Below are 11,845 nucleotides of genomic sequence, written 5' to 3' on the forward strand. Positions count from 1 at the left end.
AAGCGACACCGATGGCCGGCAGGAGATCCTGCCGGCCATCGGTGTCGGAGCAGAGGGAAGGCTCAGTCGAGCGGGCCCTCGGGTGCGTTGCGCAGGGCATCGCCGAGCGAGTCGCCGAGCTCGTTGCGGTAGTCGCCGGAGAGGTCCCACCACATCGCGCCGCCGTAGCCGGCCTGCGTGAGCCATTGCGCCTTCGCCGTGACCGAGGCGGGGTCGTCGAGGCTCCACCAGTCGCCGGTCGCCGCATCGTATCGCCATGACGCGCCCACGATCGGGTCGAAGTACCCGTCGCCGACCTCGCGGATCTCGTAGTAGGGCTTCGTGCCGATCGACGCCGTCGCGGGCTGCCATGCGTCATCGCCGACGGTCACGCCGGTCCACCCCTGTCCGTAGGCCGCGAGGCCCGCGTTGAGCTGCTCGGGGGAGGCGCCCGCGTTCAGGTACATGCCCACGGCGCCGTCCAGGCCGAGGCCCCAGTTCTCGGTGCCGTCGGGGTGAAGGTTGCCCTGGTGCCCGGTCTTGTCGGGGACCCATCCGCCGTGGAAGTCGTACCCCTGCACGTTGAGGAAGTCGACCGAGGCAAAGAGGCGAGGGTCGAGCCATCCGCCCTGCCCGGCGTTCCAGCCGCCCGCCGGGGCGAACGCGGTCAGCAGGTAGTCCTCATGCGTCTTCTCGCCGTAGGCGTCGAGCTGCGTGCGGAACTCCTCCATGAGTGCGAGGAAGTTCTCCTTGTCGATGGCGGGGTCGGGGCTGCTGCTCGGCACCTCGCCGCCCGTGACCGGCCACTCCCAGTCGATGTCGATGCCGTCGAAGATGCCCTTGGCGACGCCCGTGCCGCCCTGCTTGCCGACGACGGGGAGGTTGCCCTTCAGGTAGACGTCGATGCAGCTCGACACGAGCTTCGCGCGGCTCTGCGGCGTCGCGGCGGCGGCAGAGAAGTTGTCGGACCACGTCCAGCCGCCGAGCGAGATGAGGATCTTCGTGTCCGGGCTCTTCTCCTTGAGCTTGCGCAACTGGTTGAAGTTGCCGGCGAGCCTCTGGTTCTTGGAGTCCTTCTTGCCATCGACCGAATCGGCGGCGGACACCAGTCGCAGGTAGTCGTTCTGCGCGTCGCCCTCGCCCGCGACGTTCGTGATGTCGCACGTGAGCTTCGACGTGACGTTGCCGAAGGCGTAGTTGAGGTGGGTGATGTCCTTGATCGCGCCCGTCGTCAGCACGTCCTCGATCTGGTAGTCGCGCGTGACCGGGGTGTCCGCCATGAGGTAGCCCACGGCGCGGTATCCGTTGATCTCGTCGGGGCCGGCTGAGCGGCCGTGCTTCCCGCGGTCGTGGTGCTGGCCGTGGCCGCCCCGGTCGTCATCGTGGGCGAGGGCGGGGGAGACGGCGGATGCCGCGACGAGCGCGGTTGCGGCGGCGGCGAGTGCGGCGGCCCTGAGCAGATGGCGTTTCGGCATGGGAATCCTCATCGATCGTGTGGCCCGCACGAGCACGCCGCGCGTGCGGTTGCGGTGACGGTACCAACGCACGGCGGAGTTCGGTAGGAGTCCTAACAATTACTGGGGGAACCGCAATCAATCCGGCGACGGCGTGGTGATCTTCCATAGGGGATTCCAAGGTTCGTGCAGATGCTGCAACGTTCGACGGAGGTGCGCGGAGGTCGCCAGATGGTCTCCGGGGTGCGGCGTGGTCGCTCCGCGGCATCCGGAATCGCAGGGCGGATGCCGCGTAGCGGTCGAAACTCGCCTCGATTTGTGAGGCCCCGGATCCCGTGCTAGATTCATCTCTTGTGCCGCGGGGTGGAGCAGTTCGGTAGCTCGCTGGGCTCATAACCCAGAGGTCGTAGGTTCAAATCCTGCCCCCGCAACCGAGGTGGTAGAAATACCGCTCGAAGAGGCCGGAATCGAAGCAATTCGATTCCGGCCTCTTTCGTTTCCCCCGCCTCGCATCCTGCCCGAGTGGTCGGAGGCGGGGCTGCCGGCACGTATACTGGATGAAGCGCGACGAAGAGCCTGGGCAAGATCATCAGGTTCCTCGAGCGGAGGCCCTGGTTCAGGGCTCACGGCGCGGGGTGGAGCAGTTCGGTAGCTCGCTGGGCTCATAACCCAGAGGTCGTAGGTTCAAATCCTGCCCCCGCAACCAACCAACCAAGAGAGGCCGGCACCGGAGAAATCCGGTGCCGGCCTCTTCTGTCTTCCGCCTTCGGGGGAACTCCTCAAGAGCGACACCTCACGACTCGCGAAGATGAGGCCCCTCAGAGCAGAGGAGCTGACACGGCCGGCTCGTTGAGAGCTCTCGACGAGCTTGCTCAGTGCCGCCGCACCGCGCTCGCCCAGACCCAGGTGTGCATGTCGTGCCCGCCGTGCTGCCAGCGTACGAGCACGGCGCCCCGGGTCCACGCGACGGCCTCGCCCTCGATGAGGCGCGGCTCCTCGGTGATGACGCGGAGCCTGACCCGCGCATCGACGCGCACCGGGATGCGGGCGTCGGTCCTGCGGCCGGTCGTGCCCAGTTCGTCGATCGAGAGGCCGATCGGGGTGCCTCGGTCTTCGTCGGCCCGCGCGGCCCGGGCGAGGTTCTCGTCGAGACGCGTGCCGGAGCGGCGGTTCTGCGTCACGGCCAGACGTGCTCGACGACCCAGCCGCCGTCGACGCGGACGACGTCGACCGTGAGGAACTCGTCGGCTTCGGAGCACGCGCGGATGCGCCATCCGAAGTGCTGCGTCGGGGGGTGGGTGAGCGCGGCGGGGAGCACCTCGGGCTCGCGGGTGAGCGGGATGGGCGTGTCGACCGGGTGCCAGCGCGCATTGCGGAAGACGAGCCTGACCGGCACGCCGTCGTGCTCCCAGATGGACGCTGCCTCCACTGCGATCGTCATGGCGACCCCTTCACTCGAACGTATGTTCGAAGGATAGACCGGAAGCGCTCGACACGCCCAAACGTCGTCGGAGGCTTCGCGCACCGAACGTTCACGCGGTCGTCGCCCGCCGGGCATTGCCCTCGGCGCGTGCGAAGAGGACCATGGGCGCATGAATGAGCCGGTCGAGCGCAATGCCGTCGAGAACGTGATCGCCAAGCTGACGGAGCGGTATCCGTCGGTGGGTCGTGAGGGGGTCGAGCACATCGTCGACGAGGAGGCCGAGCGGCTGGAGGGCAACCCGGTCCGCGAGTACGTGCCCTCGCTGATCGAGCATGCCGCCGACGAGCGGCTCCGTCAGGAGGCCGAGCCCGTCGTCGCGGAGGCCGACCCCGGCGGTCCGGCGCTGGTGGGCGACGACGAGCTCGATCCGATGGAGATCGAGCGTCGCGAACGCGAGCGGGAGGCGGGCTTCCTCTTCGGCGACCTCGGCGGCGGCTCGGTCTGACCGCGACCGGCGTCGTCGCGTTCTGGGTCGTGAACCGCCGGGCGGTCAGCCCTCGTCCGCGTTGGACTCGCTCGGCGTCGCGATGGTGATGACCTCGTCGGCACGGTCGGATTCGATGGCCTCGGCGGCCGCGAGCTGCTGCTCGGGCGTGAGCCGGAGCCGCTGGGCCCGGGAGGGGCGGATGGCGGGGACGTCGCCCACGATGGGCACCGGCGTGCGGTACCAGCGCAGGCCGTAGCGGGCCCAGAGGCCGATCATCGTCGTGAGCCGGTTGCGTGCGCCGAGCAGGCTGCCGATGTGCACGAACAGCCACACGGCCCAGGCGGGGTAGTCGGTGAGGCCGATGGTGCGGCGGAAGCCCGGCACCTTCCGCAGGAACTTCAGGGAGTGCAGCACCGGGACGTTCGCGAGGCCGGGCAGTTCGCCGACGGCCGAGCGGCGCCCGATGACCGCGAGCTGTCCCTTGTCGTGGTACTCGAAGCGTTCGGTCGGTTCACCCGCGATCAGGTGGAGGATCTGCCGGCCGACGTGCCCGCCGCCCTGGATGGCCGGCTGCGCGAGCTGCGGCAGGTCCTGCGGCGCGATCGCCACGTCGCCGGCGGCGAACACGCCGGGCAACCCGAGGACCTGCAGGTCCTCGCCCACCCGGATGCGGTCGTGCTCGTCGAGCGGCAGGCTCCAGTAGCGCACCTCCTCGTGAGGGGCGACGCCGGTCGCCCAGACCGTCAGGTCGGAGGCGACCGAGGTGCCGTCGGTGAGGACGACCTCGTTCTCGCGCACCTCCGCCACACCGGCGCCGAGTCGGAGTTCGACGTTACGGTGCTCGAGCTGCTTCTTCGCGTAGTCGCGCAGGCGCGGGATGAAGGGCTTCAGCAGCTCCTGGCCGCGCTGCACGATGGTGATGCGGAACGCGTCACCGTCGAGTTCGGGATACGCAGGGCGCAGGCCCTGGTCGCGGAGCTCGGCGAGGGCGCCCGCCATCTCGACCCCGGTCGCGCCGCCGCCGACGACGACGACGCGCAGGCCGTCGGTGCGGCCCTCCTGCTGCGTCGCGCGCTCCAGCCTCGTGAAGAGGGTGTCGCGGATGCGGATCGCCTGGGAGCGCGAGTACACGGCGAAGGCGTGCTCCTTCGCACCGGGGGTGCCGAAGTAGGTGGTGGTGACGCCGTTGGCGAGCACGAGGTAGTCGTAGTCGATCGTCTGGCCGTCGAGGAGGCGGATGCTGCGCGCGTCGGGGTCGATCTCCATGAGGTGCTCGTGCACGATCTCGAGGTTCGGCTGCCGGATGCGGAGACTGCGCAGGAAGTGCGTGACGTCGCCCGGGTTCAGTCCGCCCGTCGCGACCTGGTAGAGCAGCGGCTGGAAGGTGTTGTAGACCCGGCGATCGATCAGCGTGACGCGAACGGGCGCCTTCGCGAGCGCCTTGGCCGCGTACACGCCGGCGAAGCCGCCGCCCACGATCACGACGTGGGGCTGCTCGGTGGAAGCGGAGGGGGAGGAGTTCGTCACGGGTACCACGCTACCCACTCGCGGCGGGGTCCCCGGCCTCGGGGCGGTCCGCCGAACGGTGCGCTCAGCCGAGCTGGCGCGGCGGATGCTTCGCCCTCGCCCAGCGCGCGGGCGTCCCGGGACCGTCCCAGACCTGGACGACGCCCCAGGCGACGGCCGTGATCGGCACCGCCAGGACCGCGCCGAGGATGCCGCCGAGGGCGGTGCCGACCGTCAGCGCCACGAGGATGACGAAGGCGTGCAGCTTCATCGACCTCCCCATGAGCACCGGCTGGAGGAAGTTGCCCTCGAGCTGGTTCACGAGCACCACCACGCCCACGACGAAGAGCGCGTTGACCCATCCGTTGGCCACGAGCGCGACGAGCGCGGCGAGGATGCCGGCGAGCGTCGCGCCCACGATCGGGATGAACGCGAGCAGGAACACGAGCACCGAGAGGGGGATCGCGAGGGGCACCTGGAGGATCAGCAGGCCGATGAGGATGCCGATCGCGTCGACGAGCGCGACGGCGGCCGTGCCGCGGATGTACGAGCCCAGCACCGACACGGTCTTGTCGCCGACGCGACGCGCGCGCTGGTAGTTCGCGCCGCGGAACGGCCGCAGCAGGAACTCCCACATCTGCGGACCGTCCTTCAGGAAGAAGAACAGGATGGTGACGAGCAGCACGAATCCGGTGATGAAGCTCGCCACCGCCCCGACGCCCGCGATCGCGCCGGACCCGAACTGCGCACTCGTCAGGAAGTCGGTGACCTGCGCGATCCAGTCGTCGAGCTGGTCGGCGGTCGGGAAGAACGGCAGGTCCTGCGCCCAGGCCGCGAGCGAGGCGAAGCCCTCCTGCGCCTGTGCGTACAGGTCGTCCCACTGGTCGCGCACCGCCCAGACGATGAGCCAGCCGAGCGCGCCGAGCAGCAGCACCGTGGCGAGCAGGGTAATGAGCGTCGCGAGCACCGACGGGATGCCGCGTCCGCGCATCCACCGCATGACCGGGGCGAACGCGCTCGCGAAGATCAGCGCCAGCACGAGCGGGATCGTGACGAGGGTCAGCGACTGGATGACGAAGATGATGCCCGCGGCGATCGCGACCACGATGATCGCCTGGATCGAGCGGATCGCCAGCCGGCCGAACCCGTCGGCCCAGAGGCTCCACGGCGCCCGGTCGGCCTTCAGGCCGACGGATGGATCCTGCAGGCGGATGACGCGGGGTTCCCTTGGGGCGAAGAAGGACATGCCTCGACGCTACGTGGTGCCCGGCGGAATGCGACCCGTTGACACGGCCGGTCGTGCCCGTGTCCCGCCGGGACCGGGAAGGGCCGCGAGCGGTGCGCGGCCCCTCCCTCGGTCGCTCGGGTGCTCAGTCGCTCGTGAGGATCACGAGCTCGCGGGTCGCACGCGTCATCGCGACGTAGCGGTCGACGGCCCCCTCGATGCCGTCGCCGAACCCGTCGGGGTCGATGAGCACGACGAGGTCGAACTCGAGCCCCTTCGAGAGTTCGGGCGTCAGCATCCGCACGCGCGACGTCGCCGGCACGGCGGCGCTCGCGACATCCGTCCCCTCGTCGACGCCGATCACGCAGGCGACGCCCTCGGCGTGCTCGGCGAGCCACCCGTCGAGGATCGGCCCGAGCTCGGCGAGCGCCCCGCGCCGCACGGGCAGCCCGCTGCTGCGCACCGACGTGGGCACGTTCGCATCGGGCAGGGCCGACCGGATCACGGGTTCGGCCTCGACCATGACCTCCTCGGGCGTGCGGTAGTTGACGGTCAGCGACGAGACGTGCACCGCGCCGAACCCGACGCGTTCGAGCCGCTCCCGCCACGACTCCGTGAACCCGTGCCGTGCCTGGGCGCGATCGCCGACGATCGTGAAGCTCCGCGACGGACAGCGCAGCAGCAGCATCTGCCATTCGGCGTCGGTGAGCTCCTGGGCCTCGTCGACGACGATGTGCGCGAACGGGCCCGCGAGCACCTCGGGGTCGCTCTTCGGCGCCGCGGTGTGCCGGAGCAGCGAGTTCTGCACGTCCTCGCCGCGCAGCATCGTCATGACGCCCTCGCCCTCGCCGTCGTCGTACTCGGCGGCGTCGATGAGGTGGTCGATGACGGTGCTCATCTCCTCGCGTTCACGCTCGGCGAGCGCCTCGCGCCGGCGTCGGCGAGCGGATGCCTCGGGGTCGCCGATGCGCTGCCGGGCGGCGTCGAGCAGCGGCAGGTCCGCGACCGTCCAGGCGCGCGCATCCGCTCGTTGCAGGGTTGCGACCTCCTCGGCGGTGAGCCACGGCGCGCTCGCCCGGAGGTACGCGGGCACCGACCAGAGGTCGCCGACGACGCCCGCGGCGTCGAGCAGCGGCCAGGCGCGGTTGAACGCGGTGCGCAGGGCCGGGTTCTGCTGCAGCGACCGCCGCACCATCCGGTCGGAGACCTCGACCTCGTCGTGGTGGTCCATGAGGATCGCGACGAGCTCGTCCCAGACCCGGCCGCGGGCCTCGTTGTGCGGCGTCTCGGGCTCGGGCGCGCTGAAGGCCTCGGCCCAGTCGGCGGCGTCGAGCCAGACATCCGCCCAGTGCGTCTCGATCGACATGCCCGTCATCGGCGGGACCTCGTAGTGACGCACGGCGGCCTCGACGGCGGAGACGAGCCGGGCCGACGACTTGAGGCTCGCCACCTCGGCCTCGGCCTCGGCGACGGCGGCCGGGCCCTCGGGCAGCAGGTCGCGGAGCGTGCAGGTCTCCACGCCCTCCTCGCCGAGGCTCGGCAGCACGTCGGACACGTAGTCGAGGTACGGCTGATGGGGGCCGACGAACAGCACGCCGCCGTGCCGGTGCCCGAGGCGCGGATCGGAGTAGAGCAGGTACGCCGTGCGGTGCAGGGCGACGACGGTCTTGCCCGTGCCGGGTCCGCCGTCGACGACGAGGGCGCCCCGCGATCCGGCGCGGATGATGGCGTTCTGGTCGGCCTGGATGGTGCCGAGCACGTCGCGCATGCGCGGGGAGCGCGTGCCCGCGAGGCTCGCGATGAAGGCGGACTGGTCGTCGAGCGCGGCGCGCCCCTCGAGCGCATCGGGCGCGAACACCTCGTCCCAGTAGTCGGTGACCCGGCCGCGGGTCCACCGGTAGCGCCGCCGGCTCGCGAGCCCCATGGGATCGGCGTGCGTCGCCCCGAAGAAGGGCTCGGCGGCGGGGGAGCGCCAGTCGAGCAGGAGCCGGCGGCCCGCGTCGTCGGTGAGCCCGGTGCGGCCGATGTAGACGGGTTCCGCTCCGTCGTCGCCGACGATGCGCCCCAGGCAGAGGTCGAGCCCGAACCGTCGGAGGGTGCGGAGCCGGCTCGTGAGGCGGTGGACCTCGAGGTCGCGGTCGAGTGCGCGCTGGCCGTGTCCGCCGCGTTCCAGGCGGGCGGCGTCGAGGCGAGCGGATGTCTCGGCGATGGACTCCTCGACGCTCGCGGCGATCGCCGCGAAGTGTGCCTCGTCGTCGGCGATGAGGTCGGGCCCCGCCTTGACGGCGAGGCGATCGGGCAGGTTGAATGCGGTGCTGGTCAGGACTTCTCCTCGAGGTATGGTGCGTGCGACGGACCATTCTGCATCAGAGGGGGGCCCTTGCGGCAAGGCCCCCTCCCTGCGTTAAACTGGCTACGGCGGGCACGATGGTGTCCGCCTTTCGCGTTTCCAACGGTGCGTCCGCCCACGTCGTCAGCGCCGGGGCGAACGGCCGCGAATCGGGCGTAGCCTGACGCTTCGGGGTGGATGCGGCATCCGCCCGTCGAGGATGGAGCGCATCGGCATGGAATTCGGACTGCACATCGCGGACTACACGTGGACGAGCGGCGCTCGCGACCTCGGCCCGGCACTGGCACGGCACGTGCGCAACGCCGAGGCGAGCGGCATCGAGCGCATCACGGTCATGGACCACTTCTGGCAGCTGCCGGGCATCGGGCCGGTCGAGCACGAGATGCTCGAGGCGTACGCGACGCTCGGCTTCATCGTCGCGAACACCGAGAAGGCGATGCTCCACACCCTCGTGACCGGCGTGATCTACCGCGAGCCGGCGCTCCTCGTGAAGCAGGTGACCACGCTCGACGTGCTCTCGGGCGGTCGGGTCGGCCTCGGCGTGGGCGCGGCGTGGAACGTGCAGGAGTCCGAGGGGCTCGGCTTCGAGTTCCCGCCGGTCGCCGAACGGTTCCGGCGCCTCGAGGAGACGGTGCAGATCGCTCTGCAGATGTGGTCGGACTCCGAGGAGCCGTATGACGGTGCCGTCTACCAGTTGGGGCGCACGCTGAATTCGCCGCAGTCCCTCACCCGACCGCATCCGTACCTCATGATCGGCGGCAGCGGCGAGCGCAAGACGCTGCGCCTCGTCGCGCAGTACGCCGATGCCTGCAACATCGGATTCACGCCCGAGTCGGCGCGCAAGCTCGACGTGCTCCGCGGCCACTGCGACGCCGTCGGCCGCGACTACGACGAGATCGAGAAGACCGCGATGATCGCCGTGACCCCCGAGTCGACGCCCGACACGGTGGCCGCCACGGTGCGCGAGCTCGAGGGCCTCGGCTTCACGGCGACGTACGTGTACGCGATCGGCATGCCCGAGCCCGAGCACGTCGTCGACCTCATCGCGGGGGCGCGCACCGTCGCGGCCTGACTCCGGGTCCGCACGGAGGCGCCGGATCCCGACGCCTCGATACGCTCGGGCCATGCGCCGATCACGCGCCACCGGCTCGGCCGGCCTGCCCGACCTGGGCGGTGCACGGGCGCTCGTCACGGGTGCGAGCAGCGGCATCGGCCTCGAGATCGCGCGCGCGCTCGCCGGGGCCGGCGCCGAGGTGACCATGCCCGTGCGCGACCGGGAGAAGGGCGCCCGCGCCATGGCGGAGATCCGCCGGACGGCTCCGGATTCCCGACTGGAGCTCGCCGACCTCGATCTCGCGCGGCTGGACTCGGTGCGGGCGCTCGCCGCCGTCGTGAACGCGGACTCCCGCCCGTTCGAGTTCCTCGTGCTGAACGCCGGCATCGTGCTGCTCGGCGACCCGGTGCGCCACGTCAGCACCGACGGCTACGAGCTGCACTTCCAGACGAACTTCCTCGGGCACGCCGTGCTCGTGCTCGCCATCCTGCCCCTCCTCGTGGCGGGCCACGCGCGCGTCGCCGTGCAGACGAGCCTCGCCGCGGCGACCGGCCGCCTCGACCTGCACGACACGCTCGGGATCGAGCGGTACACCCCGCTCCGCGCGTACGGCGCCTCGAAGCTCGCCCTCGGGCTCTTCGGCGTCGAGCTCGGCCGGCGTGCGAGCGACGTGGGAGTCGAGCTCTGCCACCCCGGCATCGCCCCCGACACGGGCATCGCCGCCGACCTCCGGGCGCGGGCGTCCGCCGCCCAGGCGCGGCTCAGCCGGGGGCTGGGCAGCACGCCGGCCCAGGCAGCGGAACCCGCATTGGCCGCGCTCACGGGCGAGGTCGGCGCGGGTCGGATGGTCGCGCCGTCCGGCGCCTTCCAGCTCTCGGGGCCGCCGGCGCCCGCGCGGCGATTCCGCAGGCTCGACGACCCGGCCACCGCGGCGGCGGTGTGGAGCTTCGCCGAGCGCGTCGCGTCGACCGCGTGATCGCGCCCCTTCGTTCGGCAGGTCGGCTGTCCTAGCATTGCCTCATGTCGGTACCGACGAATCGCGTCCAGCTCGAGGCCGCCGCCGTGCGCGGATTCCACCGGTTCGATGAGGCCATCGAGTCGATCCCCGAGGCCGAGCGCGAGGCGCCGTTCCCGCGCGAGGGGCGCGACCGCGACATCCGAGACGTCATCGACCACCTGCACGCGTGGCACGAGCTGCTCCTCGGCTGGCTCGACGCCGAACGCGCGGGCGAGCCGGTCGCCTACCCCGCCGAGGGGTACACCTGGGCGCAGCTCGACGAGCTGAACGCGGTGCTCCGCGAGCGATACCGCGGCAAGTCGCTCGCCGAGGCGCGGGAGCGCCTGCGCGGCAGCCACATCACCGTGCTCGCCCGCATCGAGACGCTGAGCGACGACGACCTCTTCGATCCCGCCGCGCACGACTGGCTCGGCGGACCGCTCGCCGAGCCGGTGCACGAGTGCCTCGGCGGTCACTACGCGTGGGCGCTCGAGACGCTCGACGCCGCACGTGCGTAGCATCGCAGCATGAGTCCTGACGTCACGGATGCCGCCGGCACGCCGACCGAGTCCGCGTTCGGCGTCGCGGTCGCCCAGTTCGCGCCCGGCGACGACGCCGCGGCGAACCTCGCCGAGATCACGCGCCTGGCCGAGCTCGCGGCATCCCGTGGCGCCGGCCTGGTCGTCTTCCCCGAGTACTCCAGTTACTTCACGCCCCAGCCGGATGCCTCGTGGCTCGCGGCATCCGAACCGGTCGACGGCCCGTTCGCGCGGGCGCTCGCCGCGCTCGCCGACCGGCTCGACGTGCACCTCGTCGCCGGCATGATCGAACGCGTCGAGGGGGAGCGGCGCGTCTCGAACACCGTCGTCGCCGTGGCGCCCGCGGCCGGCGTCGTGGCGACCTACCGCAAGCTGCACCTCTACGACGCCTTCGGCCAGCAGGAGTCCGAGTGGGTCGCGCCGGGCGCCGTCGAGGAGCCCGAGACCTTCGTGGCCGGCGGCCTCCGCTTCGGACTGCAGACCTGCTACGACGCGCGCTTCCCCGAGGTCACCCGGCGCATCGTCGACGCGGGCGCCGACGTCGTGTGCATGCCCGCCGAATGGGTGCGCGGTCCGCTGAAGGAGGCGCACTGGCGCGTGCTCACCACCGCGAGGGCGCTCGAGAACACGGTCTTCGTCGCCGCGGCCGACCACGCCCCGCCGATCGGTGCGGGCAACAGCATGATCGTCGACCCGATGGGCGTCGAGCTCGCGACCATCGGCGAGTCGACGGATGTCGCGGTCGCCTGGGTCTCCGCGGCCCGCATCGCCGCGGTGCGCCGCGTCAACCCGGCCCTGCGGCTGCGCCGGTTCGGCGTCGTCCCGCGCTGA

11 protein-coding genes and 2 tRNA genes are annotated in these 11,845 nt (G+C 71.3%); 7 read left to right on the top strand and 6 right to left on the bottom strand.

Going from position 1 to position 11,845, the window contains the following annotated elements:
• Positions 1 to 62: 62 nt before the first annotated feature.
• A complete protein-coding gene (locus ACR3IO_RS11410; RefSeq protein WP_434071331.1) occupies positions 63 to 1,454 on the bottom strand; it encodes a glycoside hydrolase family 18 protein in 1,392 nt (463 codons plus the stop codon).
• A 336-nt stretch (positions 1,455 to 1,790) separates the two neighbouring features.
• Between ACR3IO_RS11410 and ACR3IO_RS11415 the strand changes: the two genes are divergently transcribed.
• Positions 1,791 to 1,864: transfer RNA gene (locus ACR3IO_RS11415), tRNA-Met, on the top strand.
• A gap of 198 nt (positions 1,865 to 2,062) precedes the next feature.
• Positions 2,063 to 2,139: transfer RNA gene (locus ACR3IO_RS11420), tRNA-Met, on the top strand.
• Between the two features lie 166 nt (positions 2,140 to 2,305).
• Here ACR3IO_RS11420 and ACR3IO_RS11425 read toward each other — a convergent pair.
• Positions 2,306 to 2,614, bottom strand: a complete 309-nt coding sequence (locus ACR3IO_RS11425; RefSeq protein ID WP_434071332.1) for a hypothetical protein — start codon at positions 2,612 to 2,614, stop codon at positions 2,306 to 2,308.
• Positions 2,611 to 2,874 (bottom strand): hypothetical protein, encoded by a 264-nt coding sequence (locus ACR3IO_RS11430; protein ID WP_434071333.1) that lies wholly within the window; start codon positions 2,872 to 2,874, stop codon positions 2,611 to 2,613. Before ACR3IO_RS11430 ends, ACR3IO_RS11425 begins: the two co-directional genes overlap by 4 nt.
• A 151-nt stretch (positions 2,875 to 3,025) precedes the next feature.
• On the opposite strand from ACR3IO_RS11430, the gene ACR3IO_RS11435 reads away from it, so the two are divergent.
• The gene (locus ACR3IO_RS11435) at positions 3,026 to 3,361 is read left to right on the top strand and encodes a three-helix bundle dimerization domain-containing protein (RefSeq protein WP_434071334.1); all 336 of its coding nucleotides are present in this window, start codon (positions 3,026 to 3,028) and stop codon (positions 3,359 to 3,361) included.
• Positions 3,362 to 3,406: 45 nt separating this feature from the next.
• On the opposite strand, the gene ACR3IO_RS11440 is transcribed toward ACR3IO_RS11435, so the two are convergent.
• From ACR3IO_RS11440 to helR, 3 genes are all read right to left on the bottom strand, one after another.
• On the bottom strand, positions 3,407 to 4,870 hold the full coding sequence (locus tag ACR3IO_RS11440; RefSeq protein ID WP_434071335.1) for an NAD(P)/FAD-dependent oxidoreductase: 1,464 nt from the start codon (positions 4,868 to 4,870) through the stop codon (positions 3,407 to 3,409).
• 64 nt (positions 4,871 to 4,934) lie between these two features.
• Positions 4,935 to 6,095: an AI-2E family transporter gene (locus tag ACR3IO_RS11445; RefSeq protein WP_434071336.1), complete on the bottom strand. Its 1,161-nt coding sequence runs from the start codon at positions 6,093 to 6,095 to the stop codon at positions 4,935 to 4,937.
• Between the two features lie 124 nt (positions 6,096 to 6,219).
• Positions 6,220 to 8,415: an RNA polymerase recycling motor ATPase HelR gene (helR, locus tag ACR3IO_RS11450; RefSeq protein WP_434071562.1), complete on the bottom strand. Its 2,196-nt coding sequence runs from the start codon at positions 8,413 to 8,415 to the stop codon at positions 6,220 to 6,222.
• Positions 8,416 to 8,638: 223 nt separating this feature from the next.
• Here helR and ACR3IO_RS11455 point away from each other — a divergent pair, with 223 nt between their 5' ends.
• The 4 genes from ACR3IO_RS11455 to ACR3IO_RS11470 are packed head-to-tail and all read left to right on the top strand — an operon-like array spanning position 8,639 to position 11,845.
• On the top strand, positions 8,639 to 9,496 hold the full coding sequence (locus ACR3IO_RS11455) for an LLM class F420-dependent oxidoreductase (protein WP_434071337.1): 858 nt from the start codon (positions 8,639 to 8,641) through the stop codon (positions 9,494 to 9,496).
• 52 nt (positions 9,497 to 9,548) lie between these two features.
• The gene (locus tag ACR3IO_RS11460; protein WP_434071338.1) at positions 9,549 to 10,454 is read left to right on the top strand and encodes an SDR family NAD(P)-dependent oxidoreductase; all 906 of its coding nucleotides are present in this window, start codon (positions 9,549 to 9,551) and stop codon (positions 10,452 to 10,454) included.
• A gap of 44 nt (positions 10,455 to 10,498) precedes the next feature.
• Positions 10,499 to 10,993, top strand: a complete 495-nt coding sequence (locus tag ACR3IO_RS11465) for a ClbS/DfsB family four-helix bundle protein (RefSeq protein WP_434071339.1) — start codon at positions 10,499 to 10,501, stop codon at positions 10,991 to 10,993.
• A 9-nt stretch (positions 10,994 to 11,002) separates the two neighbouring features.
• Entirely contained in the window at positions 11,003 to 11,845 is an 843-nt protein-coding gene (locus ACR3IO_RS11470) for a carbon-nitrogen hydrolase family protein (protein WP_434071340.1), read from the top strand.

Source organism: Agromyces sp. Marseille-Q5079, from assembly GCF_051016555.1.
GTDB lineage: Bacteria > Actinomycetota > Actinomycetes > Actinomycetales > Microbacteriaceae > Agromyces.

Coding starts and splice junctions, on each gene's coding strand:
- ACR3IO_RS11430 (WP_434071333.1), bottom strand. CDS start 2,874: ATGACGATCGCAGTGGAGGCAGCGTCCATCTGGGAGCACGACGGCGTG.
- ACR3IO_RS11435 (WP_434071334.1), top strand. CDS start 3,026: ATGAATGAGCCGGTCGAGCGCAATGCCGTCGAGAACGTGATCGCCAAG.
- ACR3IO_RS11470 (WP_434071340.1), top strand. CDS start 11,003: ATGAGTCCTGACGTCACGGATGCCGCCGGCACGCCGACCGAGTCCGCG.
- ACR3IO_RS11410 (WP_434071331.1), bottom strand. CDS start 1,454: ATGCCGAAACGCCATCTGCTCAGGGCCGCCGCACTCGCCGCCGCCGCA.
- ACR3IO_RS11455 (WP_434071337.1), top strand. CDS start 8,639: ATGGAATTCGGACTGCACATCGCGGACTACACGTGGACGAGCGGCGCT.
- ACR3IO_RS11445 (WP_434071336.1), bottom strand. CDS start 6,095: ATGTCCTTCTTCGCCCCAAGGGAACCCCGCGTCATCCGCCTGCAGGAT.
- ACR3IO_RS11465 (WP_434071339.1), top strand. CDS start 10,499: ATGTCGGTACCGACGAATCGCGTCCAGCTCGAGGCCGCCGCCGTGCGC.
- ACR3IO_RS11460 (WP_434071338.1), top strand. CDS start 9,549: ATGCGCCGATCACGCGCCACCGGCTCGGCCGGCCTGCCCGACCTGGGC.